At 37.9% G+C, this 26227-nt stretch carries 28 protein-coding genes and 1 other annotated feature (1 of these 29 running past the window's edge); of the genes, 9 read left to right on the forward strand and 19 right to left on the reverse strand.

Annotation, left to right across the window (positions count from 1 at the left end):
- Positions 1-526: 526 nt before the first annotated feature.
- The 3 genes from AB3U99_RS22100 to AB3U99_RS22110 all read right to left on the reverse strand — a co-directional run bounded on the left by AB3U99_RS22100 (position 527) and on the right by AB3U99_RS22110 (position 3439).
- Entirely contained in the window at positions 527-1402 is an 876-nt protein-coding gene (locus tag AB3U99_RS22100; protein ID WP_400243895.1) for an ROK family protein, read from the reverse strand.
- A gap of 98 nt (positions 1403-1500) precedes the next feature.
- Positions 1501-2892, reverse strand: a complete 1392-nt coding sequence (locus AB3U99_RS22105) for a glycoside hydrolase family 1 protein (RefSeq protein ID WP_400248152.1) — start codon at positions 2890-2892, stop codon at positions 1501-1503.
- A gap of 412 nt (positions 2893-3304) precedes the next feature.
- The gene (locus tag AB3U99_RS22110; RefSeq protein ID WP_400243896.1) at positions 3305-3439 is read right to left on the reverse strand and encodes a hypothetical protein; all 135 of its coding nucleotides are present in this window, start codon (positions 3437-3439) and stop codon (positions 3305-3307) included.
- A 125-nt stretch (positions 3440-3564) separates the two neighbouring features.
- Here AB3U99_RS22110 and AB3U99_RS22115 point away from each other — a divergent pair, with 125 nt between their 5' ends.
- A complete protein-coding gene (locus AB3U99_RS22115; protein ID WP_400248153.1) occupies positions 3565-4683 on the forward strand; it encodes a GntR family transcriptional regulator in 1119 nt (372 codons plus the stop codon).
- Between the two features lie 20 nt (positions 4684-4703).
- Here the strand turns inward: AB3U99_RS22115 and AB3U99_RS22120 are convergent, their stop codons facing one another.
- Entirely contained in the window at positions 4704-5756 is a 1053-nt protein-coding gene (locus AB3U99_RS22120; protein WP_400243897.1) for a permease, read from the reverse strand.
- Between the two features lie 198 nt (positions 5757-5954).
- On the opposite strand from AB3U99_RS22120, the gene selD reads away from it, so the two are divergent.
- Positions 5955-7004, forward strand: a complete 1050-nt coding sequence (selD, locus tag AB3U99_RS22125) for a selenide, water dikinase SelD (RefSeq protein WP_400243898.1) — start codon at positions 5955-5957, stop codon at positions 7002-7004.
- 18 nt (positions 7005-7022) lie between these two features.
- On the forward strand, positions 7023-8084 hold the full coding sequence (gene mnmH, locus AB3U99_RS22130; RefSeq protein ID WP_400243899.1) for a tRNA 2-selenouridine(34) synthase MnmH: 1062 nt from the start codon (positions 7023-7025) through the stop codon (positions 8082-8084).
- 493 nt (positions 8085-8577) lie between these two features.
- Here the strand turns inward: mnmH and galU are convergent, their stop codons facing one another.
- The 6 genes from galU to AB3U99_RS22160 all read right to left on the reverse strand — a co-directional run bounded on the left by galU (position 8578) and on the right by AB3U99_RS22160 (position 15510).
- Positions 8578-9474, reverse strand: a complete 897-nt coding sequence (gene galU / locus AB3U99_RS22135) for a UTP--glucose-1-phosphate uridylyltransferase GalU (protein ID WP_400243900.1) — start codon at positions 9472-9474, stop codon at positions 8578-8580.
- A 371-nt stretch (positions 9475-9845) separates the two neighbouring features.
- On the reverse strand, positions 9846-10394 hold the full coding sequence (locus AB3U99_RS22140; RefSeq protein WP_400243901.1) for a YdhK family protein: 549 nt from the start codon (positions 10392-10394) through the stop codon (positions 9846-9848).
- 62 nt (positions 10395-10456) lie between these two features.
- A complete protein-coding gene (locus AB3U99_RS22145; RefSeq protein ID WP_400243902.1) occupies positions 10457-12142 on the reverse strand; it encodes an ATP-binding protein in 1686 nt (561 codons plus the stop codon).
- Positions 12143-12290: 148 nt separating this feature from the next.
- Entirely contained in the window at positions 12291-14315 is a 2025-nt protein-coding gene (locus tag AB3U99_RS22150) for a Na+/H+ antiporter (RefSeq protein ID WP_400243903.1), read from the reverse strand.
- A 160-nt stretch (positions 14316-14475) separates the two neighbouring features.
- Positions 14476-14985, reverse strand: a complete 510-nt coding sequence (locus tag AB3U99_RS22155) for a DinB family protein (RefSeq protein WP_400243904.1) — start codon at positions 14983-14985, stop codon at positions 14476-14478.
- A gap of 12 nt (positions 14986-14997) precedes the next feature.
- Positions 14998-15510, reverse strand: a complete 513-nt coding sequence (locus tag AB3U99_RS22160) for a GNAT family N-acetyltransferase (protein WP_400243905.1) — start codon at positions 15508-15510, stop codon at positions 14998-15000.
- Positions 15511-15966: 456 nt separating this feature from the next.
- Here AB3U99_RS22160 and AB3U99_RS22165 point away from each other — a divergent pair, with 456 nt between their 5' ends.
- On the forward strand, positions 15967-16830 hold the full coding sequence (locus AB3U99_RS22165) for a GyrI-like domain-containing protein (protein WP_400243906.1): 864 nt from the start codon (positions 15967-15969) through the stop codon (positions 16828-16830).
- A 154-nt stretch (positions 16831-16984) separates the two neighbouring features.
- On the opposite strand, the gene AB3U99_RS22170 is transcribed toward AB3U99_RS22165, so the two are convergent.
- Both AB3U99_RS22170 and AB3U99_RS22175 read right to left on the reverse strand, forming a co-directional pair.
- Complete coding sequence (locus tag AB3U99_RS22170; RefSeq protein WP_400243907.1) at positions 16985-17338, reverse strand: GIY-YIG nuclease family protein; 354 nt, start codon at positions 17336-17338, stop codon at positions 16985-16987.
- Between the two features lie 17 nt (positions 17339-17355).
- Complete coding sequence (locus AB3U99_RS22175) at positions 17356-18102, reverse strand: DUF2087 domain-containing protein (protein WP_400243909.1); 747 nt, start codon at positions 18100-18102, stop codon at positions 17356-17358.
- A gap of 700 nt (positions 18103-18802) precedes the next feature.
- On the opposite strand from AB3U99_RS22175, the gene AB3U99_RS22180 reads away from it, so the two are divergent.
- Entirely contained in the window at positions 18803-19378 is a 576-nt protein-coding gene (locus AB3U99_RS22180) for an HAD hydrolase-like protein (protein WP_400243910.1), read from the forward strand.
- Positions 19379-19428: 50 nt separating this feature from the next.
- Here AB3U99_RS22180 and AB3U99_RS22185 read toward each other — a convergent pair whose 3' ends face one another.
- The gene (locus tag AB3U99_RS22185; protein WP_400248154.1) at positions 19429-20214 is read right to left on the reverse strand and encodes a metallophosphoesterase; all 786 of its coding nucleotides are present in this window, start codon (positions 20212-20214) and stop codon (positions 19429-19431) included.
- Between the two features lie 19 nt (positions 20215-20233).
- Entirely contained in the window at positions 20234-20980 is a 747-nt protein-coding gene (locus AB3U99_RS22190) for a hypothetical protein (protein WP_400243911.1), read from the reverse strand.
- Positions 20981-21189: 209 nt separating this feature from the next.
- On the opposite strand from AB3U99_RS22190, the gene AB3U99_RS22195 reads away from it, so the two are divergent.
- On the forward strand, positions 21190-21630 hold the full coding sequence (locus tag AB3U99_RS22195) for a hypothetical protein (protein ID WP_400243912.1): 441 nt from the start codon (positions 21190-21192) through the stop codon (positions 21628-21630).
- Between the two features lie 87 nt (positions 21631-21717).
- Here the strand turns inward: AB3U99_RS22195 and AB3U99_RS22200 are convergent, their stop codons facing one another.
- Together AB3U99_RS22200 and AB3U99_RS22205 are read right to left on the reverse strand one after the other, a co-directional pair.
- A complete protein-coding gene (locus AB3U99_RS22200) occupies positions 21718-22182 on the reverse strand; it encodes a GNAT family N-acetyltransferase (RefSeq protein WP_400243914.1) in 465 nt (154 codons plus the stop codon).
- The gene (locus AB3U99_RS22205) at positions 22179-22565 is read right to left on the reverse strand and encodes a DUF2500 domain-containing protein (RefSeq protein WP_400243916.1); all 387 of its coding nucleotides are present in this window, start codon (positions 22563-22565) and stop codon (positions 22179-22181) included. Before AB3U99_RS22205 ends, AB3U99_RS22200 begins: the two co-directional genes overlap by 4 nt.
- Before the next feature lie 235 nt (positions 22566-22800).
- On the opposite strand from AB3U99_RS22205, the gene AB3U99_RS22210 reads away from it, so the two are divergent.
- From AB3U99_RS22210 to AB3U99_RS22220, 3 genes are read left to right on the forward strand one after another with little or no spacing between them, the layout of a single operon-like run.
- Positions 22801-23184 (forward strand): DUF2089 domain-containing protein, encoded by a 384-nt coding sequence (locus AB3U99_RS22210; protein ID WP_400243918.1) that lies wholly within the window; start codon positions 22801-22803, stop codon positions 23182-23184.
- Between the two features lie 14 nt (positions 23185-23198).
- On the forward strand, positions 23199-23582 hold the full coding sequence (locus tag AB3U99_RS22215; protein ID WP_400243920.1) for an SHOCT-like domain-containing protein: 384 nt from the start codon (positions 23199-23201) through the stop codon (positions 23580-23582).
- Positions 23583-23594: 12 nt separating this feature from the next.
- The gene (locus AB3U99_RS22220) at positions 23595-23879 is read left to right on the forward strand and encodes a hypothetical protein (protein WP_400243923.1); all 285 of its coding nucleotides are present in this window, start codon (positions 23595-23597) and stop codon (positions 23877-23879) included.
- A 157-nt stretch (positions 23880-24036) separates the two neighbouring features.
- On the opposite strand, the gene AB3U99_RS22225 is transcribed toward AB3U99_RS22220, so the two are convergent.
- From AB3U99_RS22225 to AB3U99_RS22235, 3 genes are all read right to left on the reverse strand, one after another.
- Entirely contained in the window at positions 24037-24585 is a 549-nt protein-coding gene (locus AB3U99_RS22225) for a DUF3231 family protein (RefSeq protein ID WP_400243925.1), read from the reverse strand.
- A 163-nt stretch (positions 24586-24748) separates the two neighbouring features.
- Positions 24749-25027: a hypothetical protein gene (locus AB3U99_RS22230; protein WP_400243927.1), complete on the reverse strand. Its 279-nt coding sequence runs from the start codon at positions 25025-25027 to the stop codon at positions 24749-24751.
- A gap of 70 nt (positions 25028-25097) precedes the next feature.
- A complete protein-coding gene (locus tag AB3U99_RS22235; RefSeq protein ID WP_400243929.1) occupies positions 25098-26096 on the reverse strand; it encodes a tryptophan--tRNA ligase in 999 nt (332 codons plus the stop codon).
- 106 nt (positions 26097-26202) lie between these two features.
- Positions 26203-26227, reverse strand: a binding site (T-box leader); it runs 222 nt beyond the window's last position.

Here is a 26227-nt window from a genome sequence, read left to right on the forward strand (position 1 = left end):
CACGTTTACTTGGGAGTCAGTGGCTTTTATTTGCGGCTTTGCCTTTTTACTTGTGGGTTAGCCTCTTTTATTTGCGGCTTTCACACTTTTTCTTGCAACTTTGCATCTTTTATTTGCGACTTGCCTTCTTTTTCTTGCGGCTTCATCACTTTCACTTGCGGCTTTGCCTCTTATACTTGCACCTTCACCTCTTTTTCTTGCGGATTTACCTTTTATTTACAGCTTAGCCTCTTTTTTTTTGCGGCTTTCACACTTTTTCTTGCGACTTTGCCTCTTTTATTTGCAGCTTCACCACTTTTTCTTGCGGCTTGCCTTCTTTTACTTGCAGCTTCACCACTTTTTCTTGCGGCTTTACCTCTTTCACTTGCAGCTTCACCACTCTTACTTGTGGATTTACCTTTTATTTACAGCTTAGCCTCTTTCACTTGCAACTTCACCACTTTTTCTTGCGGCTTCACCACTCTTACTTGCAACTCTAACAATTTTACTTACGACTCTCCCAATTACTTGCAAATCCAACTCGCCTTTACTCCCCAAACGCAAGCTGATAGTTATAAACAGCACCAATTAAATTTGCATCATTCCTGAATTGGCATAATTCCACTTCTGGAAGAAAGGAGGCAACTTTAACGCTTTTCACTACTTTTTCGAGGTGAGCATTTAACTCGCCGATTAGGCCCTCTTTGCTGGAGATTCCACCGCCAATGATGATTTTCTCAGGGTCAAAGCTGTACTGGAGATTATAGATGCCTGTTGCTAAATAGTGATAGAAGGTTTCTACTTCCTCTTTTGCCACCGCATCACCTTGTTCTGCGAGCTCAAATACTTCCTTGCCGCTTAATTCAGTCTCCAGCTCCAGTCGCTTGGAATAACGCTTCGCCATTCGGACAGGGGTAGCAAGTGTACTGAATGTTTGATCATCTTTAAGGAGCATAAAGCCAAATTCGCCGCCAAATAGATGCTTGCCGTGTTGAATTTTCCCATCGACGATAACTGCACCGCCTATTCCAGTGCCGATGACTACAAATAGCACATTCTTTAATCCAGTTGCTGCTCCTCGCCAAACCTCTGCAAGTCCTGCACAGTTTGCATCATTTTCCATCGTGACTGGGCAATCAAACAGTTCTTCTAGTTCGAAAACTATAGGAAAGTGGTGAATATACGGAACAGCGCTTGCTCCTTCAATCACGCCTTTTGCTTGATTTACGGCACCTGGAGCACTGAATGCAACGCCCTCAATCGTATATTCCGCTGCCATTTTTTCTTTTAGCTGGAGCATTTCTCGTTTCATCTCTTCCCAAGTTTTCGGTGTAACAAAGGAGCCTTTGTCCACTAGCTGTTCTTTTTCCCATACTGCAAACTTTACGGAAGACCCGCCTATATCCATTACTAATAAAGACATTTTATCACCACCTCATTTATGTCTGCGCTTTCAATCCTATTATAGCCTGTAATAAAAGACCACCGCAAAGAATGTGCGATGATCTTCGTAAAATATTATTAAAACCCGTTATTTTCACTTACTTCTTTGATCCAATGACCAGACTTCTTAATTGTCTTCACTTGTGTATGGATATTGTTAGAGATAAATCCATAGCGATTGCGATACGCATTCATCCAGCTCCAGCAATCAATTGGCGTCCACAAATGATAGCCGTAGCAATTAGAGCCTTCTTCGATTCCTTTATGAAGCCACTCTAAATGCTCTTGGATAAATTCGATACGATAATCGTCCTCGATTACGCCTTCTTCATTTAAAAAGCGTTCTTCTCGGGAAACACCCATTCCATTTTCAGAAACGAACCACTCAATATTTTTATAATTATCACGGATATTAAGGGCGATATCATAAAGTGCCTTCGGATAGATTTCCCAGCCCTTATCTAAATTCATGCGGCGACCAGGCATATCATAGTTATCAAAGTAACGGTCTGGCATCCAGTCTCCCACACTATTCGGCGCAACATCTGGCGCTTTTACACGAGATGGATGATAGAAATTCACCCCAAGTGTATCAATCGTATTTTCTTTTAATATCGCAAGCTCTTCTTCTGTTGATTCCCAAATCGCTTTATCTTTTGTCAAAAGCTCTACTAATGCAGGTGGGAATTCCCCATAAACAGCTGCATGCAGGAACATTTCATTGCGCCACAGGTCGGCAGTTTGGCCTGCTTCCACGTCTTCTGGCTTATCACTTGCTGGATATGAAGGCGTTAAGTTTAGGATTGTTCCGATTTTTGCCCCTGTTTCATTCAACTTCAGGTCACGGAATTCTTTAATGGCTTTTGCAGAAGCAAGATTTAGATTATAAGCTACTTGCACCGCTTTTTTCCCATTTACTAGTTTTGGATAATGGAATTGATATAAATATTGACCTTCCACAATTACCATTGGCTCATTAAAAGTAAACCAATGTTTCACACGATCACCGAATAACTCAAAGCAACGTCGCGCAAATTTTGCGAAAAGATCAACGACATGCTTAGACTCCCAGCCACCATATTTATGATAAAGCTCTGCTGGCAAATCAAAATGATGTAGGTTAAATACAGGAGTAATACCTTGTTTAATAAATTCATCAATGACATTATTATAAAAATTCACGCCATCCTCATTTAAACTAGCTGTTTCGAAATCATCAATTAAACGAGTCCATTGAATCGAAGTACGGACAGAGTTTAAGTTGATTTCTTTCATTAGCGCAATATCTTCTACGTAGCTATTATAAAAATTAGATGCTGTGTCTGGTCCAACTTGGTTATAAAATACTTCTGGCTCTACTTCATACCAGTAGTCAAAAACGTTCGCATGCTGTTTATTAAAACGACCTTCACTTTGTGGTCCAGACGTAGCTGCACCCCACCAAAAATTCTCCGGAAATTTCTTCATTATTCTATCTCCTTTATCTTTTGTCGTTGAGTCTTCTAATCTAGTAATTTTTATTTCGTTCATACTCTTTCCTGTTATCGTTTTCATTATAATGTATATACTTAAAAATGTAAATGTCTAGATTAATTTTCACTTTATAAAAATCATAGTTGGTGGTAAAGGGGTTTTGAGGTCCTATTTTAGAAAGGTTAGGTAGGATTTACTTGGTAGGTGTAATTTTTTTTGTGGAATTTGATATTGGATTGTGGTGGGGTGGAGTTTATTTGCGGTTTTAAATCTTTTATTTGCGGCTTTTCCCTCTTTATTTGCTAGTTTCGCCATTTTACTTGCGGCTTTTACACTTTTACTTGCAGCTCTTACACTTTCTTGCAACTTTCTCACGTTTACTTGCAGCTTTTACACTTTCACTTGCGACTCACGCACTTTTACTTGCAACTTCTACCCTTTTACTTGCGACTCTTACACTTTTACTTGCAACTCCCACACTTTTACTTGCAACTCCCACACTTTTACTTGCAACTCCCACACTTTTACTTGCAACTCTCCCCAATTCCCTTCACCTCCATCAACCCAAAACCCAACAATCTTTAAGAAAAAACCGGAATTAATGTATATCTGCGGAATTGTCTGCATTTCTTAGAAGTAACAGATTTTCAATTAAAGGGGGACTCTATGGTGGGACGACATTCGAAGAAGTTAATGGTGGTAGAGGCGGTAAAGGATTGGGTGATGGAAGGGAGAGTGAAGCCGGGGGAGCGGATTTATTCGGAGTATGAGCTTTCTAAACTGTTTGATGTGAGCAGGAATACGGTTCGCTTAGCGATTGGGGAGCTTGTGGATGATGGGTGGCTTTATCGGGAGCCGGGTGTTGGCACTTTTTGTGGGGAGCCTTTTGCTAGTAAAATAGGGGATAACCGAACGAATGGGAAGAATATTGGGGTGATGGCAACGTATATTTCCGATTATATTTTCCCATCAATCATTCGTGGAATGGAGAGCTATTTGAAGGATAGAGGCTACTCCTTAACAGTAGTTTGTACGGAAAATGATCATGCCAAAGAACGCCTATGTATTCGGAATCTCCTTGATTTGAAAATGGATGGACTTATTTTGGAGCCTACGAAAAGCAGTCAATTTAATCCCAATATGGACTATTATCTGGAGCTGGAGGAACGTAATATTCCGTATGTGATGATTAATCAGTTTTATTCGCAGCTTTCTCCTTTTCATTTCATCATGGATGATGTCAAAGGTGGATATATGGCGACAGATCATCTGCTTCAGCTTGGTCATGAACAAATTCTAGGCATCTTTAAATCGGATGATTTGCAGGGAGTCAATCGGATGAAGGGCTTTTTGCAGGCGATGCGAAATGGGAAGCTTCCGATTGTTCCAGAGCTTTTAGTAACCTTTACTACGGAACAGTTAAGCGATGATTTTGAAGAAAGATTATTGAATACGCTTACAAATAAGAAGACGATGCCAACTGCGATTGTTTGTTACAATGATCTCGTCGCACGATCTGCATTAAAGGTTTTACAAAAATTACAATTATCCGTACCAGAGGATGTCTCCCTTATCGGTTTTGATGATTCTTCTTTAGCAGAAGAAATAAACCTAACAACCATGGCTCATCCCAAAAGCCGTATGGGAATCGATGCCGCTAAATCTATACTTGCAGCTATAGAGGGAAAAGAACTCGATCCATTAGAGACTTCAACTATTTACGAACCAGAATTAATCGTACGTTCATCGACCGACGTCGTTAAAAAGAACAGATCCGCAGTGTTTTGACACATGCGGATCCTCGGCTACTATAAAATAACTTTTCCTATTAATCCACTGATAATACCTAATACAACAACGGAAAGACTTACAAATACGAGCACTTTCCTTGGGAAGGATTTCGCTACGATCAATAAGGATGGCAAGCTAATGCTTGGTAATGTAATAAGCAAGGCTGCAGCTGGTCCTGCGCCAAGCCCCATCAGCATTAAGGTTTGAATAATTGGGATTTCTGCTGCCGTTGGAATAACGAACAGCATTCCAGCAATGGCAAAAATCAGGATAGCGATTAAACTATTAGACATGCTGTCACTTAATTGTGGGAAAATCCAAAATCGTGCAGCTCCTAAAATTAAAACAGACAAAACATACGCCGGAACGACATAAAGAACCATGCTTCCTAAAGAAGTAAGCCATCTTTTCATAAAGGAACGCTTATCCTCTTCTGCATCTTCTAGTAATTTATCAACAGATACAGTTGGCGTATCTTTCACAAAGCGATTAGCGAGATAGCTAATGCCAAACGTTAAAACTAGTCCAATCACAAGACGTAATAATGTAAACTTCCAAGAAAGGACAAAGGTCATAAAAATTAAGGTTGCTGGATTGATAGTCGGGTTCCCTATCCAAAAAGCTAAACTTGCGCCGACGGAAGCATTTTTTTTGCGAAGTCCAACTGCAACTGGCGCGGCACAGCAAGTACACATCATCCCTGGAATGGATGCAAGTCCTGCAGCTGCTGTACTGCCAAAGCTAGTTTTCCCTAGAACCTTCAGCAACCACCCCGACGGTAACAGCACTTGAACAAGGGATCCAAGCAGAATACCTAAAACTGCTGCTTTCCATACAGATTGGAAGTAGGCAACGGTATAATTTACTGCCGCATTCCAAGTAAAAGTGTTTGAAATCTGATCTTGGAGAATCGAATCTCCAATAGAATGTGTTTGAAAAGAAAGGATCGCTTTATGATAATAAGGCCACCATTTCACATAAGTAAGACCAATTACCGTAACTACTATAAATAGAAAAGCGAACCAAAACGTTCTTTTTTGGCTTGATTGCTCCTCTGTTAACGTACTCATCTCTTTCACCTTCGATATCATTAAATTAAGTGCGATTAAATTATATCACATATTTATTTTTAGACACTCGAAAAAGATTTAACCTCCTTTTTTTCCCATCCAATCTACATAGCATGCATTGAGCTTCCCATTGCTTTATAATAGATAATGAAGCTTATAAAAAAATATTTATTTTACTAGAAAGAAGGTTGGTGTCATATGACACAGTCTTATTCCGTTAAACTTACATCTTTATCTTCCAAAGGAGGCTGCGGCTGTAAAATTGGACCTGCTGATTTATCTGAAGTGATTCGTACCCTTCCACCAGCTGAAAAAAATCCAAATCTTCTTGTTGGCTTAGATACAAGCGATGATGCTGGCGTATACAAGCTTACAGATGATTTAGCGATTGTCCAAACCGTTGATTTTTTCACACCGATTGTGGATGATCCCTATTCATTCGGACAAATTGCTGCGGCAAATGCCTTAAGTGATATATATGCAATGGGCGGCAAACCATTAACTGCCTTAAATATTGTTGCTTTCCCTATTACTGTATTGGAAAAAGAAATTCTGGCTGATATTATGCGCGGAGCCGGCGATAAAGTAAAAGAAGCTGGAGCTACACTTGTTGGCGGTCATTCTATCGATGATAAAGAGCCTAAATTTGGTCTTGCTGTCACTGGTACCATTCATCCAGATAAAGTCCGTACAAATGCAGGAGCTAAGCCTTCTGATAAACTAATTTTAACAAAGCCAATTGGTGTCGGCATTTTAACTACTTCTATTAAAAGAGGCCTTTTGACAACAGAAGAAATTGATCGTGTTACGAAAGTTATGGCTACACTAAATAAGAAGGCTGCTGAAGTGATGGAAGCTTATGAGGTGCATGCTTGTACGGATGTCACTGGATTTGGACTTCTTGGACATGCTTCTGAAATGGCAAAAGGAAGCAATACCACTATTAAAATCGCGTCCAATCAAGTTCCTGTTCTTCCTCGTGTAAAAGAACTAGCACAAGAAGGCGTTATTCCTGGTGGTACGAAAAATAACTTTGCTCATTTAGAAGGCGATGTTACTTTCTCTTCTGAATTGGATGAAATCGATCAATTGATTTTATGCGATGCGGTAACCTCTGGTGGATTGTTGATCTCCGTTAAAGGCAACCAAGCAGATTCATTGCTGCAAGAATTAGTTGATGCTGGCGTAGAAGCTGCCATCATTGGTGACGTCACAGACGAGAGCCCTGGCCATATTTTTGTTGGGTAAGAGAAAGGCGGAGCTACCTTGTTTCAAGATATAACGATTGAACGATTATTTGAATTACGGGAGAAAAAAGAATTTTCCTTAGTGGATGTTCGCTCTCCCTCTGAATTTCATGAGCATTCCATTCCAGGCAGTATTAATATTCCACTTTTTACAGATGAAGAAAGAGCAGAGGTTGGAACAATTTATAAACAAGTCAGCGTAGAAGCAGCAAAGGCTCGTGGCTTGGAAATTGTTTCAGCCAAGCTGCCTGCTTTCATCCAATCATTCCAGGAACTATCCAGAGATGTAGTGGTCTTCTGCTGGCGCGGCGGAATGCGTAGCAAAACAGCGGCAACGCTTATCGATTTAGTGGGTGTGCATAGCTACCGCTTGCAAGGTGGATTCCGCACGTATCGCAGGTGGGTCATTCACAAACTAGATACAATGGAAATGGCTCAAGAAGCAATCGTGTTAAATGGCTATACTGGTTCCAATAAAACCGTGATTCTGCAGCAATTAAAACAAGAAGGACTTCCTGTTCTCGAATTGGAAGGAATGGCGAATCACCGTGGGTCGATCTTCGGACAAATTGGCCTAAAGCCTAACAATCAGAAAACATTTGATTCCTTACTTGTCGGCGAAATCGAAAAGCTGCCCCCTTCTCCCTATTTTTTAATGGAAGGAGAAAGCAAGCGCATCGGAAAAGTATTGCTGCCAGACTTTCTTTTGAAAAAAAAGGAGTATGGTGCGCAGCTCTTTATCCATATGCCAATCGAGGAGAGAGTCCAGCATATATTAGCAGACTATTCTCCATGGGATCATCACGACGAATGTGTAGAAGCATTTCAGCTAATAAAGCGACGCATTCACACACCAGCTGCCGCTAAAATAGAAGAAGCATTGCAGACCGAAAATTACGCCGAGGCCGTCGCACTGCTGCTAACCTATTACTACGATCCACTTTACGAAAGAACGGCAATGCAATACAAAGATGAACAAACAATCGACTTATATGTAAAAAACACAGAGGATGCGATTGCCAAAGTAAAAGAATTTTGGCAAAAGAAAAGTCGCACTGCACAGAAAAGCGAAGTTAACTAGCACTCTGTTGGTTTTTGCGGTAAGAGTGAGCTTTACTGCTTGTTTTTGGACAAGCGGTAGAGCTTTTTTGTTGTTATGGATTGGTGAGAGTTGCAGTTACAATCTGAAAGTTTGGTTCTATTGTCTAAAGGTTTGGTTTATGATCTAAAGTTTTCGGTTATGTGCCAAACTTTTCGGTTTATGCGCCAAAATTTTCGGTTATGCGCCAAAATTTCGGTTTATGTGCCAAAATTTTCGGTTATTGTCCAAACTCTCTACTTTATGAGCCAAAATTTCGGTTATTGTCCAAACTCATCCCCCTCAGCTTTTGATTAAAGGCACAAGCAAAAAGTAGTTCATCAAACGAACGAAAACCACTTTCCCCACCATCCTCCTAATAAATAGCTTTCATCCTCCAAATAAATCCCACCTTTCCCACAATCCCCCCCCAAAAAAACACAAAAAAAACACCTCTCAAATGTAGATATCCCTACACTCAAAAGGCGTTTCATTCTTATAAAACTTTGATTTTATCTAAATCAGATTTATCAAGTACTTGCTTCATATATTCAAGAATTTCTTCTCTCATTTCATCACGTTGCAGTGCAAATTCTAATGTTGTTTTTACGAATCCTACCGTTTCGCCAACATCATAACGATCTCCTTCGAAATCATAAGCAAAGACGCGTTGAATTTGGTTTAATTGTTGGATAGCATCTGTTAATTGGATTTCTCCGCCTGCACCTGTTTGTTGCTTTTCCAAGTACATGAAGATTTCTGGTGTTAACACATAGCGACCCATGATTGCTAAGTTAGATGGAGCTGTTCCAGGTGCTGGTTTTTCAATGAAATTGTTAACCTGGTATCTTCTTCCTTCGCTATCGCTTGGATCCACAATTCCGTAACGATGTGTTTCATTGTCCGGTACTGTTTGAACACCAATAACAGAAGCATGTGTTTCTTCATACTGGTCAATTAATTGTTTTAAGCAAGGTGTATCGCTTTGTACGATATCGTCACCAAGTAGAACAGCAAATGGCTCATCACCGATAAAGCTTTTCGCACACCAAACGGCATGTCCTAAGCCTTTTGGTTCTTTTTGTCTAATATAATGAATATCTGCAAGATTAGAGGAATATTGAACTTTTTCAAGCAATTCAAATTTCTCTTTATCACGAAGGTTTTGTTCTAATTCGTGGGCGTAATCGAAGTGATCTTCAATCGCTCTTTTTCCTTTACCAGTAACGATAATAATATCTTCAATACCAGAAGCAATTGCTTCTTCTACAATATATTGAATAGTAGGTTTATCGACAATTGGTAACATTTCTTTCGGCATTGCTTTCGTTGCTGGCAAAAATCTAGTTCCTAGACCAGCGGCTGGAATGATCGCTTTTCTTACTTTTTTCAAGTTATTTCCTCCTTTAGGCAATTCACTTTATGATTATACCATTTTTTTGCTAAAAAGGAACTCTAATCCGTATTTACTATTGGTGAATTTTTTACAAGACCTACAGAAAGACGTTCTATATTACGTCCAAATAAAAAAGAAAAACTAGATAATATTTTTAAAAACGTTCTTAATAACGTACATCTATCATATCACTTTTATGTTTCATTGAAAATAGTTTTATATGTATTTTTATATAAGCTTATCATCTTTTACAATTTTTTGTCAAATAAGCTTATACTTTCTCCTTTCCCAAACACGAATAGAATGTTCAGAAAACTTTATTCAAGCATACAAAAAAGAGTTGTAATTACAACCCTTTTTTTACAATATTATTCAGCAAATATTTCTTCCTCTGTAACCCATTTGTGATTGGTTACCATCTCACCACCTGTTGTTGGTTGGTAGTCTACCATATACACGGTTGTGTTCTCAGCGAATTCAATAGTTGCCTTCGCGCCTTTCATGCCTTCCATATGATCTGCTTCCAAGGTGACCTCTGTCCCCTTCTCCAGCATTTCACTTCCAGCTTCCTTTATTTCATCCTGGATTACCCATTTATGATGCTTGACCGGTTCTCCTCCTGTCGTTGGAGTGTACGTCACTTGATAGGCGATGGTATTGAATGCATTTAATACGGTCGCTTCTGCACCGTCCATCCCTTCCATGTGATTAGCCTTTAAGATCACTTGACTACCTTCCTTATATGTCGGATCCGCTGCAGGCTCTAGACCTTCAGGGATTTCTGGCGAGCCAGTCTCTTGATGCTCCTGCTGGGTTTGGCTTGATTCCTTGTCACTATTTTCTTCAGCAGATGAACAGCCATAAAACAGTAGCACTACGGTAAAAATAGCAGCGATGGAAACATGTCTACTTTTCATACAATTACCTCCTCTATAATGAATTCTTTCACTTTAGAGGAATTTTTAAACATACGAAAGAATTAATTGGCTAAAGGCAATCGAATCGTGAAGGTTGTGCCGACACCATCTTCTGATACGAAATCTATTTTGCCTTTATGTTCTGCAATAATGTTATAGCAGATGACTAATCCAAGTCCTGTTCCTTTTTCTTTTGTTGTATAAAAAGGTTCACCAAGCTTATTCTTTATTTCCTTTGGAATCCCTTTGCCATTGTCTTTAATAGTGACCACAATCCATTTCCCATCCAGTTTTGCCTCTATATTGATAATGCCGCCATTTTCCATTGCTTCAATTGCATTTTTGACCAGATTGATAAAAACCTGTTTCAACTGATCTACATTACATAAAGCATATAAATTATTGTCATATGTATCTAAATTAATGGCAACATTATCTAAATTGGCTTGTGATTGCATTAAAGTATAGACATCCAGTAGAATCTTCCCAATGTTTATTTCTTTAATTTCCGACTTAGCTGGCTTTCCTAAAAACATTAACTCGTTCGCAATTGTTTCGATCCGGTTAATTTCGATATCTAGGATTGGATAAATATCTTCTAATTTCATTGCTCCTTGGTATGCGAGCTTTAGAAATCCTTTTATAGCAGTAAGGGGATTTCTAATTTCATGAGCAATACTTGCTGCTAATTGACCCGCGATTCCTAGTTTTTCATTTTTAATCTGAAGCTGTTGATTTTCTTTTCTGACACTTATATCTCTCGCGATGATAATAAGTGTCGAGCTTAAATCTTCGAAGAGAAAAGGATATGCTAGAATCTCTACCTCTACTATTTTGCCATTTGGAGTAATAAGCTCCATTTCGTAGGGAGTGGCTATTTCTCCTCCCCAAATAAGCTCTTCCTTATCTAAATACTTTTCTAAGAAATCCGGTTCCATAATCTCATAAGCTGATTTTCCAACAATGTCTTCGGTTTCTAATAGTTTTGAAGCTGCTTTATTTGCATACATAATAATATTGTTGGAAGTAATGAAGACCGCGTCTAGCATGTCTTCTACTAGTCGGGAATAGTAGGTTTGTGCTAGTTGAAGATTGGCAAGGGTTTCTTCATATTTGCTATTCTGTACGGGGGATGGAGGCTTGATTTCTTTTTTATAAGCATTAGATAATGTGAATTCCGTATCTGTCATCACATATGGATGGGAGTTTTTTAAATAGATATAATTGCTTGCAGATAATTCCGTCCCATCATAGGCACATACCGCGTAATTCTGATAATTTCTTATGTATTCATCTACTTCATCCTCATATTGAAGCAGGCTGTCCATGATTTTGTCTTGATTGGAGAGACTTGGGGCTTTCCCCCAAAACCGAACCGTTATATCCTTATTGAAAAAATAATCGGGATCAATTGAGCCACTAGTTGCTTCTATAATACTTGCTAAATGAAGATCTCCACTTCTAAAATAGACCTCTTCACTATCTAAAAAATGAATCCGATTAATTTGTTCCTTATATAACCCGCTTTCTTCCAGCTTCTTGATTATTAGTGGCCATATTTTCTTCTGATCTACTAAGACAACTTTTTGCTCCAAAAGCAGACCGGCTTTTATGAAGGACGCTGCATTCGTTATGTATGTATTTTCGTTGCTTGTTATGTACATGATATGTGCGCCACAAGTCATATCAGAAAGATTTGTAAGAGCAACCTCTGGATGAAACCTTGTCTGAGGAGTATATACAGCCATTAAAAACCCCCAACTTTCTTTATAAGTTTAATATCCTTTTATTATAACACGGAAATTTCCGACAATTTGGCTCATTTTCGTTTTTCTATAAAAATTGAAGGAAGAGTTCCTGCACTACTTTAATGTAGTTAAGGAACTCTCCCTCCTCTTATTCTTCATATTCATACAATGTGGCACTTTCAATATAGTTAATAAATCGACGCAAGTCTTTTGCCTGTTCTCGATTCAATTCCCCCTTTTCATACATCTTCTGAATGCCTGCACGTTGTTGATCGACGATATGTAGTCGTAGTTCTTCTTTCTGTTCCTGTATTTTTTCATTAAAGGCTACGCTTGGTTTTTCCCAACGATCAACCAAGCGTTGATACTCTAGAATGACTATTTGTACTAGCTGCTTTTGCTCCGAGGATTCTTGCCATTTTTCTAGATACGATATGGCAGATTTCATCGAGTTTAACTGAATTTCTTTTCCGATGCGAATTTGTTCTCTTCTATCCATCTTTGTTCCACGATTCTTGCGCATAATGCGACTCCAGCTTCTCATCGCCTTTCCAAATAGAAACCTCGTGCCCGCCTGTACATTTGTGGAAAGTGCTTCTTCCCGATAATCCAATGATTTTTCAAATATCCCAAACACTTCTTCTGTAATTTTATGCTCATTTAGTAATTGGTGAAGATAGCTTCTTTCTTGCTTCAGCGCTCGCAGCCTTATTTCTGTCATCATCTTAAGATTGGTCTCTTCTTCCTCTGTTCCTGCCACGTAATTTAACTGGCGAATACGTCGTTTATATTCATCGATTAATTCATAGGCTGCTGTGCTATTTTCTTCCGTCATGTCTAAGTATAGCTTGTCGATGGTTGAGACCATGATCGTTTTCTTTGCACTTATTAATAAATCCTCATCATCCATTTCGAGTGTGTCACTATTTTTACTAAGAGATGGCAAGAATATCGTTGCTGCAAGTAAAGTGAAAAGAATAACACCTGCAGCAAGAAAGAGGATTAATGATCGTTCGGGAAATCCTTGTCCAGTATGGATAACAAATGGGATGGAAAGAACCCCTGCCATTGTTACCGCTCCTCGAACCCCTGTCAAACTGATAATCAGCGTATGCTTTATACTTGGCTTCTCCATTTCGTTGGTCTTATCGGTTTTATATTCATAAATGGAAAATAAATACGACCAGAAAAAGCGGATACCAAGAATGACAATGCCAATTAGAAGGACGTAACCGATAATTAACCAATTGCTCAAGGAAGGATCTTCTACCGTATCCACAATGGAAGAAGGTATATTTAAGCCTAATAATAAGAAAACAATTCCATTGAGAATAAATATAACGATGGACCAAATATTTTCTGTTAGAACCTGTTCCTCCGCAAGCATTGTCTCTGTTCTTTCACTTACTAATGAATGAATAATCCCTCCGACCACGACAGCAATAACACCAGAAGCATGAAGCATTTCCTCTGCCACAATAAAGATTAAGAAAGGAGTAAGCACCTGTAATAAGGAGTGAAACGTGACATCCTGTATCCCCTGTTTTCGTAAAATAAAACGAATCATGATAATAAGAAGACTTAACGCTAATCCTGCAACTGCTCCTATGAAAAAGGTATAGGTAAAATCAGTAATCGCCTCTGCAACCGAGAAATAGCCTGTAACTACAGCCGCAACCGCATAATTAAAGGCAACTAATCCTGAGGCATCATTTATAAGGGATTCTCCTCTTACTAGGTTAAGCACTCTACCCGGGATATGAATTCGCTTGGCAATCCCATTTACTGCAACTGGATCTGTCGGGGAAAGAATCGCTGCTAATGCAAAGGCTGCAGCTAAAGGGATACTGGGTATAAGCCAATGAATAAAGTATCCGCCGACAATTGTCGTAAGCAATACTAATATAATCGCATTTCCTAGAATGGACGTGCGCATTTTCCATAATTCTTCTCTTGGAAAATGCCTGCCATCGTTATAAAGCAGCGGTGCAACAAAAAGTAGCAAAAACCACTCTGCCTCTAGTTCAAGCTCAAACTCAGAAAATAGAAGGGCCATCACAACCCCAAATGCAATTTGCGTTAGCGCCGTTGGAATGGACGGGATATAGTGGCTAATAATATTGGATAGCAGTAAACAAAATAATAGTAAAATGATTGTGATTAATAAATCCATCTTGTTGTCTCCTTGAAGTTTGCTTTGATTAGTTTCTCTCCTATTTATGTGGATTATGTTGTTCGTAAGGTAATAGTGATCAAAAAGTTAGCAATCCACCTATTTTTTCCCAATGAACGACTAAAAAGAGACTCCCCTAATGGAATCTCCCTATTTGCTTTTAAAGCGTATATCTTTCTTTTATTAATTTCAAATGATGGCGTTCATGACCTGCAATAATATAGGCAAGGGCATTCACTGTAAATTCTCCCTTATTCGCAAAGCCTCTCTTTTCCCAAGCATCCTCTGGAAGACCTTCTATCAAGGCAATGGTAGACGAACGAACAGCTGCGAATTCTTGGAGAAGATTATCTATTGTTCTGGTCGAAAAATTAGCATTCTCCACATAGCTTTCATCATCATAGCCTGCTAATGGCGTTTTATCTCCCCTTGCAATTCGCAATAAGCGATAAGCCTGAATTCTTTCCGTATCGATAATATGCCCAAGCACTTCAATAAGCGACCACTTTCCCTCTGCATAGCGAAAATCCCTTCGATCTTCATTCGCCTTCACATAAGCAATCGTTTCATCTAGCTGAGAACCAATAATTTCGATAATGTCGCCTTCTGGAACTAAACCTACATAGCCTCTATAATGTTCTGGATAATCCGTAACTGCTGGTTTTGCCATCTTAATTCCTCCTTATCCTTCTACTGGGGTTTCTGGACCTTTCAATTCTAGCTGATAAAAAGCTAAATCTAGCCATTTCTCAAATTTATAGCCTGCTTTTTTAATCGTGCCTGCATAAGTAAATCCTAATTTCTCATGGATGAAAATACTTCCTTGATTCGTACTATCGATCCCCGCAATTAACGTCGCATAGCTCTCTTCTTCTGCACGTTCGATTAGAGCTTTTAATAGCTTTGTGCCAATCCCTTTTTTTCTTGCCTCTTTATGGACATAAACAGAATGCTCAATCGAATACTTGTAAGCTGGCCACGCCCGAAATGGACCATATGTAGCAAACCCAATCACCTTTCCATCCTCCTCAAAAACAAAAAGGGGATATCCTCCTTCTTTTTTCTGGTTAAACCATCCTTTTCTGTCTTCCAACGAATGTGCACGATAATCATATACGGCCGTTGTATGTAAGATTGCATCATTATATATTTCTAAAATCTCTCCTAAATCTGTTTCCTTCATCTCTCGGATCATCGTTCTATCCCCTTTTTTCTACTATTGAAAAAATTCCATCTAATTTTATAATCTTATTAAGTAAGATACCAATTCGTCGCGAAAAATGAAAGTATTTTTTATTGGTGGAGAGTAATATTTTCACAGAAAAAGAGATGACTTTTTCAGTAAGCAGTTCTGTTTTTGTGGAGAAAATAGCCTATCAATTAACATAGTAATCGGTATGTTTTTTTCATTAATACATCAACTTCTATAAAGAATTATGTTTAAAATAGCATAAGTATACTGCATCCAAAATAACATCACAAATGGCTGTTGTCATCGTGCAATGCTAATTCTAATGTTAATAAGAATAGATGAAAGCAGGACCTAGCCATAGTAATTATAAAAAGACACATTCCGATAAAATCCGTATAAAAAATATCGAGTGAATCATAAATATTAACGATAATATGTATTTGTAAAGGAGGGAAATGAATGTTACAAGAATTCAATAATTTAATGGATTATATCGAAACACATCTAACGGAAGAAATCTCTGGAAAAGATATATCGAAAATCGTAGGACAATCTGATTATCATTTTAAAAGAATGTTTTCGTATATGGCTGGAATGTCATTGAATGAGTATATCAAAAATAGGAGATTATCGGTTGCGAATGTTGAATTAATTAGCGGAGCAAAAGTTACAGATATTGCCTATAAATATGGCTATCAATCAATAGAAGGATTTTCAAGAGCCTTTCGTGAATGGAGTGGTTTTTTGCCTTCAGAAGTAACTAAAAACAAAATTCAAAAATCATTTCCCAAATTTTCATTCTATATTGATATCAAAGGAGGAAAATCAATGGAATTCAAAATAGAAAAGAAAGAGAAATTTAATATAGTAGGTGTATCGAAAAGAGTACCAATTCAATTCGAAGGTGAAAATAAAGCTATCTTCGAACTAGCTCAGTCCATTACCGAACAACAAAGAAATGAAATGCATCAATTAGCTGATTTATATCCTCATCAGGTCTTAAATGTTTCTTGTGATTTTGATGATGACTACTTGGAGGAAAAAGGCTGTTTAACACATATGATTGGTTTTGCAACGACAAAAGAAAATCCAGTCGATCATTTAGAGCAAATTACTATTGAAGAAAGTTTATGGGCGATTTTCCCTAATCAAGGACCATTTCCAGCTACACTTCAAGAAACTACCGCAAAAATTTATTCTGAATGGTTGCCTTCTTCAGATTATGAACTAGTAGAATTACCTGGAATTTCATTTACAAATTACAATGGTACCTCGGAAAATGTATATAGTGAAATTTGGGTGGCAGTAAAGAAAAAAAGTTAGGGATAAACTTGGATGATTAATATATTTACAAAAGTATTTTTCCGAAAATCACAAAAGGTTGGGTTTTCTTTCATTTTGACCCCAACCTTTTTAAATGCTAATTTATTGTTATTTATGTTGCTAATACAACTATTATTCAATCTCAGATATACCCTTATTTTTTCTCATTATTGTAGCCCCTATCTCCAAACGGCAACAGTTTTTCTAACCATTTATCTTCCAGTTTTGCTAGCTCTTCTTTTTCATTATAATAAGGATCCTCTTTTGGCTTTAACACTTCTACTATCTCAAAGGAAAATGCATCCTTCCCGTATTCCTTCCATTCTTCCACCAATTTTTTATTGGCATATCCGCCATTTTCTAGGGAGAACTTAACTCCATTAATCGTTTTAAAATTCCTCGTGCTAGCTACAAAAATTTTTCCATTCTTTTTATTTGTTATCGTATAAATACCAGCTTCAATCGGAATTTCTCGATATTGTTGTTTTAGTGCTTTTTTGCGGTCCATTATCTTTCACCCTTCTCTCATTTTTTTAACCAATAAAGGCTTCCATCTGTTTTGCGATCAAGGAATCCGTATTCGATTAAATATCTTCTGATTAAAACGTAGTCCTCATAAATGCTCATTAAAAGTTGATTTAATTCCTTTTCCGAATAGCTCTGCTGCTCCTCTAATCGTTTCGCTATTTCACGGAGAACAATTAATTTTTGCTTTTGTTTAATCGGAAATTTACTTAACACTCCTGCTTTAAAATACTTAGCTGCTATTTCTTCCTGCTCTGCTTCGGTAATATTATAGCGGTCATCTACCATCGTAGCCGTTTGATGAACAGGGATAAAACTAGGCGCATGATTGTCCTTTTCCTTCATTAGCTCCATAATCGCCAAAAAATTTCTAGCTTGCCGCTCTTTTTCTTTTAGGGCAAAGCGATGATGCCTAATCGTTGAGGCACTGCCAATTTCCAGCTCCTTTTTCACCTCTGCATCACTTTTCCCTTGATAAAAAAGCTCCAGTAACTTTGTCTGATGCTCCGTTAACCCCGTCATCTTTTTATCAAGCCTAATTAAATAATGAAAAACAGATTGATGGGTCTCTTTAATATGGTAATTCATAAACTTTTCCGCTTCATATAATTTCCCATCCTGGGGATAAATAATGCCTTTCTCCATCTGCTCCCCACATAAAAGACAAAGATAGGAATCTGGTTCCTCTATATAACCCTTTTTCAATTCATCAATTGTTGCATTTTGAAAAAATGATGAAACACCCACAAAACAAACACCTCGTAATTTCGTTTGTTATTTTATAAACATTTTTGTATTTTGTTAGTTATATAATAAATGAGTTTTGATTATTCGTCAATATTGGGGGGTTTTTGGTTTTGGTTTTGGGGTGGCTGGTTTTTGGCATTTATGGGAGCGGAACCGCTTTTTTTTTGTTGCTGGGGTTTTTGGCTTTCATTTGCTTGATGAACGTTGCTTTTTGGTTTGCTGCTTTGCTTTTTGGCTTTCATCCGGGAAAGGTAACAGAGAGAGGTTCTCTGTGACCAAGAGCAAGAAAAACAGCAGAGAACCCTCTTGATGAACGCTACTTTTCGCTTTGCTGCTTTGCTTTTCGGCTTTCATCTTCTTGATGAACGCCACTTTTCGCTTTGCTGCTTTGCTTTTTGGCTTTCATCTTCTTGATAAACGCCACTTTTCGCTTTGCTGCTTTGCTTTTTGGCTTTCATCCTCTTGATGAACGCCACTTTCCGCTTTGCTGCTTTGCTTTTTGGTTTTCATCCCCCAATGAATACCGCTTTTCGCATTGCTCCTCCAATTCCCAGCTTTCAGAACACCATTTTCCTCCTTCCCACTCCTAATTTTCAGCTTTCATCCCCACACCCTCTCTCCCACTCTAGCAATCTCCCAATAGACTTTCCAAATTAAGTATACTAACATAAAAGAAACAACATTTATGGAGGATTCCTATATGAATATTCTTTGGGATTTTGATGGTACGTTATTTGATACGTACCCTGCTTATACAGATGTTCTTTACAAGGTACTTGGAGAAAAAATAGAAAAGGACTCTATTTATAAAGAGTTAAAAGTTTCCTTTTCCCATGCGATTCAATTTTTCAACGTAACGGAACAGCAAATAAAAGAGATTAAGGCTATGAATAAGGAAATCGATGGGAGTGCGGTAAAGCCTTTTCCAGGTGTAGAAGAGATTTTAAAAAAAGCGGATACGAATGTGATTATGACGCATAAAAGCTATGCGGGAGTTACTCATTTTCTTCGCCATTATGGATGGGAGAAATATTTTGCGGAAATAGTAACTTTAGAGAATGGATTTCCTAGGAAGCCTGCGGTAGATTCCTATCACTATTTACATACGAAGTATTCGATTGACTTGGCGATAGGAGATAGAGAATTGGATTTAATTCCAGCAAGTAAATTAGGGATTCAAACCTGTATGTTCCAAAATCAATGTGAATTTGCTGACTTTCATCTAGTAGACTATGCCGACTTTTTCACCGTATACCCGGTGGCAGATAAAGCATAATGGGAAAAAGGAGCCTTCCAATAAATTCAAATTCTTCTAAGGAAAGCTCCTTATTCTAACACTACTTCCACAATCTCTGGTCGATTAAAAATCCGCTGGGGAATAATGCTATTTCCTAAACCTCTATTAACAATCATTACCGTATTTTCTTTTTTATACATACCGGCTGAAAATTGGGGCATGAAGCCTTGATCTGGTGCGACCATCCCCCCGATAAACGGTAATCTTACTTGCCCCCCGTGTGCGTGGCCTGTTAAAACTAGATCCATTTTTTCATAGAGAGAAAACAACTCTGGTCGATGGGACAGCAGCAAATTAAAATGTTCTTCATGAGAAAGGCTGTCTACTATTTCGGACAACTCCTCCTCACCTGACAAAAAGGTTGGGTCATCCACACCAATAAGATTTACCGTTTCTCCTATTATTTTCACTAGCGTCTGTTCATTTCTTAAGACATAAACGCCTGCTTTCAGCAAATTCTCTTCTAAAGTAGGAAATTTTCCTGACCAAGATTCATGATTTCCAGTTACATAATAGGTTGGTGCTATTTGGACAAGTTCTTCCATTAACGTCATGCTTTTCTGTTCGTCATAGGCTTTCGAATCAACAAGATCACCTGTGAATGCAATGATATCAGGGTCTAGTTTTTTTACTTTCCTTATTATAGGGTTTTGATCCTTTCCAAATTCTTTACTATGTAAATCCGATAGCTGCACTACTTTTATCGGTTCTTTTATTTTTTCAGACGAAAGCGTGAAGGTTGAGGTAGATAGACTATTATTTTGGTAGTAGGAAAAAAGCATAAGGATGCATATGCTTATGCCACCTATAAACATTCTTTTTTTCACTCCAATCTCACCTTTTCTCCCAGCTCACCTCAAAACCACCCTGCAATCCATCGCCGGTAATAATGAGCATATAGGTTTCTGTATTTTTTGCTTCAAAGGTTAAATTCGCCTTTTCTTCATTACTCAATCCAATCCTCCGATTCTTTTCATCTATTAAATAATAGCCAAATCCGCCGCCATTTCGATTCGTAAAATCAATGTGGATGGTCACATTTTCTCCTTTTTTCGCTTTAATTGGGATTTGGTCTTCCCCGTTAAAATAAGAAAAATAAGCTTCATAAGACTGGTCACCTCGGACTGTATTCCATTCTTTTTTCACCGTAAAATCAGGAATCGTTAACAAAAGAAAGACAATAGGTGTAAAGGCAAATGTCCATTTAAATCCATTTACCTTCGCCGCTAATTTAATTCCTATATAGAATAATAACGAGCAAATCAAGCCAATGGTTGCAGCTATTAGAGGGAAAACATTCCACACAATCGGTAAAAACAGACACAGTCCTGCTAAAAGATACAACACGATTTCTAGTTTCGGATAAAATTTTACTATACGATCAATTAACATAGAAACAAGAATCCCCACGCCGAAAAAGGCTATCCAAAAGACGGGATTTTTGATTTCATGGGAAAATAAATATAAATCAAAGCTGGATAGAAAAATATAGCAAAAAAAGAGGGTGGCAGCAAAGCCTGCTCCTGCTAGCTTTATTAAGGCATATCGCATTCCCCTACGGACATTCTGACTCTCTAGCATATATGTTCCTCCCAAAGGATAGTTACTAATATTCTATCAAAATAAGGAAATAAATTGTTAAAAACTTGAAAAAATAGTGAATGATTTAAAAGCAATTATTGTTTTATATGCTTCTATTGAATGGATGATTCCTTTTTCATGAGCATTCTCGTTTTAAATATTAACGAGTGGGTCATACTTATGTTATGTACCTTTTCAGGAGTGAAATTATGATGTGGTTTCCTTATATTTATCTCATTTTTACGCTAATCATCATTTGGTTTATGCCAAAACGCCTCACAAAAGTAGAGATATATGTGACCTGGTTTGTGGTTGCATTAATTAATTTAAGCTCAGATATCATTTTGAGCTTTGTGTTCCATATGTATGAGCTCGGACCAAAAGGTGTACAGCTTTCAGTTCATCTAATTGAATTAACACTTGGTTCCATCCACGGAATCCTTTATTTAAATTTTATGCCCCATGATGTTAAAAAATTTATTCCCTATTTTTTCGCTTGGTTTGTCTATTCTATCCTATTAGAGTCTATCCTAATTTACTTTGGGTTCATTACCTACAGCGGATGGAGCTTATGGTATTCAGGAATTTATTATGTAATTGCTTTGATTTATACGAGATGGCATTTGAATTTTATTCGAAGCGGAAAGTAAGGATTATCTGGAGTGATGAATGTTACTTTCTTCTAATGGAGACCCATTGATAAAAAAGCTCTGGTTATGAGCCAGAGCCTAAATCTTTCATCCTTCTCTTGTCATTACCAAAAACTCTACATCATTTGCATTCGTAAATGCAAAAATTTTCCGAAATCCAAATTTTTCATATAACGCAATGGCTCGTTTATTAAAGGCTGCAACAGTTAGGCGTAAAGGTTGATTCATCTCTAAGGAATCAATTATAAATTTTAAAAAGCCGGGTCCCTGTCCCTGCCCTGTTAAATCTGGGCGCATGCCTAAACCAATATCGAGGTACCCTTCTGGATAAGCTTGAAAAAAGTAGCCGATTGGAACTTGCGCTGCATAGCCTGTGCAATAGAAGCCAACTACTTCTCCTTCTTTATAAAGTGTATAGTACGGATTTTCCGCAAACTCCTGTAATGCTTCCTCTGACACTTCACTATTATATAAGTCATACGGTGGCAAAAATGTCCAGCTAAGGATTTCCCTTGCTGCTTGTTCTGTCATCTTTTGCAGTGAATAACTCATTGTGCACTATCTCCTACATGATTTTTACGGGTAAAGTCTAGATATCTTGTTCCTTGAAATTGCAGTTCTCCATTATCTCCTTCTACTAGAATGCCAAATTGTTCTCCTTTTACCTTAAATTCCGTGCGATCTCCACTAGGAAATTCAAACGTAACATAATAGCTACTATGCGCGTTTGTTTCTCCCCCGCCACTCACCTTCGATCTTTTTGTAACTACTGTAGCAGGTGTAGAAAGTCGTGGTTGCTGATTATTTTTACTCCAACTATGAATGCTACCTATCACCGCAAAAATAATAATTCCAATAATAATAGCAAACACAATAAAGATAAAGATCGGTACAGCACTAAACATGAAATCTCCACCAATAAAAGACTCTTCCATATGCTTATCTCCTTTTATGAAAATAATTTTTTCTTTCTTCTAAATATAGCATTTATTACGAAATCATATTGGAAAAAGTTTCAAAAAGGCACCTGAATTTAATTGTTTTATAAAATCAAATTCAATTATTAATAATTTTAAATTGAAACTTAATTTTATTAATTTTATCAAAAATAAAATTGACTTTTTTAATAACATTAATTAATCTAACATAGAAAGGAGGTAGCTATTAGATATGAATTATCCCGTTATTAATGATTGTCCTGTCTGTCATCAAGAGCTTCATGTAACAAAGCTTGAATGCGGAAATTGTCATACGACGATTGAAAATCGATTCCATCTGTCCAAATGGCATGCTTTTTCAGATGAGCAGATGCACTTTATTGAAACATTTATCCTTTCAAGAGGAAGCATTAAAGAAGTGGAAAAAAAGCTTGGTATTTCTTATCCAACTGTCCGAGGAAAACTGGATGATATTATTCAGATTATGACAGAGGGCGAAGCAACAGAAAGAAAAGCAAGCAACATAAGCGTTGAAAGAAAAGCAGATATTTTAGGAAAGCTAGAGAACAATGAGATAACGGCAGACGAAGCTATCCAATTAATGAAGGACATTTAAGGAGGATATAAAGCATGAATGAAGAAATGAAACGAATTTTAACAATGGTTGAAAATGGAAAATTGACATCAGATCAAGCAGCTACACTTATCGATTCATTTGAGGAAAAAACCGAAAAGAAAACCTTACTTGAAGACAGCCCTTATCTAAATCGTTTACTTAAAGTACGTGTACATTCGGAAACAAATGATAATATTAATGTGAATGTTCCAATTAGACTTGTGAAAGTACTTCTCCAAACAGGAATTGGTATCGCAGCAAAAATTCCGCAAGCCCAAGCATATACTGAAAATATCGATACGGAATTATTATTAAGTGCTATCGACAGCGAATTAGTCGGCGAAATCGTGAATGCCAAATTAGCGAACGGTGACACTATCAATGTCTATGTGGAATAGTGGTGGGAAACTATGGTGAGAGTATTTGTCCAAACAGATAAGCATAAGCGCATTTCCCTTATTGTCCCTCATTTTCTGTTGAGTACATTCATTGATATTTCCTTATCCCAACAATTATGGAAATTTATTCATCACCAGACGAAGGACAAAACAGTCGATGCGCTCTATACGAATATAGTCGATATCAAGTTTTTAATAAAGACTTTAAGTAAGGAGCTTAAAGATGTGTCACTTCCTGAACCACTTGTTGATATTCGTTTAAAGGACGGGATGTGTGTTAAGGTGGTCATTATATGAAGCGTGTACTTTTCTTAGAAAAGAAAAAATCCAGTGCTCGCAACACTAGATTTGTGTGAAACCTTATTTTTTTATTACATAGAACTCTTTTTCTGCACTCGTTTGATAAGGAAAGGAGTTCTTTTCATACTATAGCATAGGACGGAAAATTTGTGAATTACTCCAGTGGTGCACCTGGCGGGTAGAAACTTGGCGGCATTTTAATCCATCCATGCTCTCTCATTTTCGTTTTAAGCTCCATCCCATAAATGCTTTTCTCTGTATGAAAACGAAACCACATTAATCCCAAATCGCTGCGGACACTTTGAGTAATATTGGTCGAACATATAACAATATTGCTTGTTACCTTCGCTGCTAGTAAGTTAGCTATTTCCATATCGGTAGATTTTGCTCCTAAAGGGATGGCATTCGGATCCGATTTGGGCTTTGATTCAGCGGAATTGGAAAGAGGGACTCCTTCTTTTATCATAAATTCCTCTAAAACCTTGCGTTGCTGGGTTGCTAATTCTTTGGCTCCATTAATCAATTCGATCAACACATTGTCTGTCGTCGTATTAAGCGCCATTTCCAATACAGGAATTTCATCCGCAATCGCAGCATGATATGTCCATAAGCCCATTGCTTCCCCAATATGGAGAAGCGGCTTCGGTTCCGAATCAAATCTCGTCTTAAAGTAATCGAGAAACGCTTCCATTTTATGTGCCATTATGTTCACCTCTTAGTGTTTTTACCTATACTATTTACTTCAAAATGGAATTTTATGCAAAAAATAAATAATCCTGTCTTTTTGTATTTAAAACATACAGAAAATCTGTAGGAAAAAAGGGAAAGTAGCCCTTTCATGCTCCCTTTTTACCCTTATTTGAGCTTTATAGGATTATTGTGATTAGCAGGCGTTCTTTCCTTTTGATTTTGGTATTTTTACTTGCGACTTCTCCACTTTTACTTGCGACTTCTCCACTTTTCCTTGCAACTCTCCAACTTTTACTTGCGACTTCCCCTCTTACTTGCGACTTTCCCACTCTTTCTTGCGACTCCCCCACTCTTTCTTGCGACTCCCCCTCTCTTCCTTGCGACTTCTCCTCTCTTCCTTGCGACTCCCCCACTTTTACTTGCAACTCTCCAACTTTTACTTGCGACTTCCCCACTTTTACTTGCGACTTCCCTACTCTTACTTGCGACTCACCTCAAGCACTCTTACCCGCAACTCAGCTACTCTCAACGCGAAACCCCAATTTGCTTTCTTACCTCTTCCAAAAATGGCAGGGTTCGGGAGCGCGCTTTTTCGGCTCCTTGTGCAAGAATGGCATCTATTTGCTCCGGATTTGCCATTAATTCCTTGTATTTTTTGCGCGGTTCTTCTAAAAAGCGATTCATGACGTAGAACAATTCTTTTTTGACTTCTCCCCATCCGATGCCATTTTCGTATCTTTTGCGCATCTCGGCAGTTTCTTCCACGCTTGCAAATTCCTTATACAAAGTAAACAGAATAGACGTCTCTGTATCTTTTGGTGCTTCTGGAGGCAATGAATCTGTCTTGATTTTATTGATCAGCTTCTGTAATTTTGCTGGCTCTTCAAAAAGAGGAATCGTATTCTGATAGCTTTTGCTCATTTTTCGACCATCTAAGCCTGGTAAAATGCTCGTGTCTTCGTCCACAATATATTCTGGCAATATAAAGGTTTCTCCGTATTGATGATTAAAGCTTTCGGCAATATCTCGTGCAATTTCCACATGCTGGATTTGGTCTTTGCCGACGGGTACCATATTTGCCTGGAATGCAAGAATATCAGCAGCCATTAAGATTGGGTACGTAAACAGCCCCATGTTTACACCATCATCTATATCTTTCCCTGCTTGTTTATTGCTGTCGATGATTCCTTTATAAGCATGGGCCCGGTTCATCAACCCTTTTGGAGAAAAACAGGCTAATATCCAGTTCAACTCAAAGATTTCCGGCACATTGGATTGGCGATAAAAGATAACTTTTTCAGGATCTAATCCAAGCGCTAACCATGTTGCAGCCACTCCATTTGTTAATGTTCGAAACTCTTCTCGGTCATGAATTTTCGTTAGTCCATGGTAATCTGCGATAAAATAGGCTGCCTGATACTCGTTATTTTTCGCTAGCTTTAAAGCAGGCTTAATCGCGCCTATATAATTACCTAAATGAATCTGGCCAGTTGGCTTAATTCCAGTTAATACGATGTTTTTCATTTTCTGGTCCTCCTTTTTATTTTAGGCTCTGTTATTATTCATTGTTGATTTTCTTTATAACAGAGCTTATTTTAAAAGCAACACAAAAAGGGCTACCCATCCTGTAAATAAGGACGAGTAACCCGTGGTGC

The organism is Niallia tiangongensis, from assembly GCF_044704065.1.
In the GTDB taxonomy this organism is placed as follows: Bacteria; Bacillota; Bacilli; order Bacillales; family Cytobacillaceae; genus Niallia; species Niallia tiangongensis.

What these genes read in the sequence shown, in the direction of transcription:
- AB3U99_RS22100 (WP_400243895.1), bottom strand. Translation starts at nt 1,402, where the DNA reads ATGTCTTTATTAGTAATGGATATAGGCGGGTCTTCCGTAAAGTTTGCA.
- AB3U99_RS22120 (WP_400243897.1), bottom strand. Translation starts at nt 5,756, where the DNA reads ATGAGTACGTTAACAGAGGAGCAATCAAGCCAAAAAAGAACGTTTTGG.
- selD (WP_400243898.1), top strand. Translation starts at nt 5,955, where the DNA reads ATGACACAGTCTTATTCCGTTAAACTTACATCTTTATCTTCCAAAGGA.
- AB3U99_RS22140 (WP_400243901.1), bottom strand. Translation starts at nt 10,394, where the DNA reads ATGAAAAGTAGACATGTTTCCATCGCTGCTATTTTTACCGTAGTGCTA.
- AB3U99_RS22145 (WP_400243902.1), bottom strand. Translation starts at nt 12,142, where the DNA reads ATGGCTGTATATACTCCTCAGACAAGGTTTCATCCAGAGGTTGCTCTT.
- AB3U99_RS22150 (WP_400243903.1), bottom strand. Translation starts at nt 14,315, where the DNA reads ATGGATTTATTAATCACAATCATTTTACTATTATTTTGTTTACTGCTA.
- AB3U99_RS22155 (WP_400243904.1), bottom strand. Translation starts at nt 14,985, where the DNA reads ATGGCAAAACCAGCAGTTACGGATTATCCAGAACATTATAGAGGCTAT.
- AB3U99_RS22160 (WP_400243905.1), bottom strand. Translation starts at nt 15,510, where the DNA reads ATGATCCGAGAGATGAAGGAAACAGATTTAGGAGAGATTTTAGAAATA.
- AB3U99_RS22165 (WP_400243906.1), top strand. Translation starts at nt 15,967, where the DNA reads ATGTTACAAGAATTCAATAATTTAATGGATTATATCGAAACACATCTA.
- AB3U99_RS22170 (WP_400243907.1), bottom strand. Translation starts at nt 17,338, where the DNA reads ATGGACCGCAAAAAAGCACTAAAACAACAATATCGAGAAATTCCGATT.
- AB3U99_RS22180 (WP_400243910.1), top strand. Translation starts at nt 18,803, where the DNA reads ATGAATATTCTTTGGGATTTTGATGGTACGTTATTTGATACGTACCCT.
- AB3U99_RS22185 (WP_400248154.1), bottom strand. Translation starts at nt 20,214, where the DNA reads ATGTTTATAGGTGGCATAAGCATATGCATCCTTATGCTTTTTTCCTAC.
- AB3U99_RS22190 (WP_400243911.1), bottom strand. Translation starts at nt 20,980, where the DNA reads ATGCTAGAGAGTCAGAATGTCCGTAGGGGAATGCGATATGCCTTAATA.
- AB3U99_RS22195 (WP_400243912.1), top strand. Translation starts at nt 21,190, where the DNA reads ATGATGTGGTTTCCTTATATTTATCTCATTTTTACGCTAATCATCATT.
- AB3U99_RS22200 (WP_400243914.1), bottom strand. Translation starts at nt 22,182, where the DNA reads ATGAGTTATTCACTGCAAAAGATGACAGAACAAGCAGCAAGGGAAATC.
- AB3U99_RS22205 (WP_400243916.1), bottom strand. Translation starts at nt 22,565, where the DNA reads ATGGAAGAGTCTTTTATTGGTGGAGATTTCATGTTTAGTGCTGTACCG.
- AB3U99_RS22210 (WP_400243918.1), top strand. Translation starts at nt 22,801, where the DNA reads ATGAATTATCCCGTTATTAATGATTGTCCTGTCTGTCATCAAGAGCTT.
- AB3U99_RS22215 (WP_400243920.1), top strand. Translation starts at nt 23,199, where the DNA reads ATGAATGAAGAAATGAAACGAATTTTAACAATGGTTGAAAATGGAAAA.
- AB3U99_RS22220 (WP_400243923.1), top strand. Translation starts at nt 23,595, where the DNA reads ATGGTGAGAGTATTTGTCCAAACAGATAAGCATAAGCGCATTTCCCTT.
- AB3U99_RS22225 (WP_400243925.1), bottom strand. Translation starts at nt 24,585, where the DNA reads ATGGCACATAAAATGGAAGCGTTTCTCGATTACTTTAAGACGAGATTT.
- AB3U99_RS22235 (WP_400243929.1), bottom strand. Translation starts at nt 26,096, where the DNA reads ATGAAAAACATCGTATTAACTGGAATTAAGCCAACTGGCCAGATTCAT.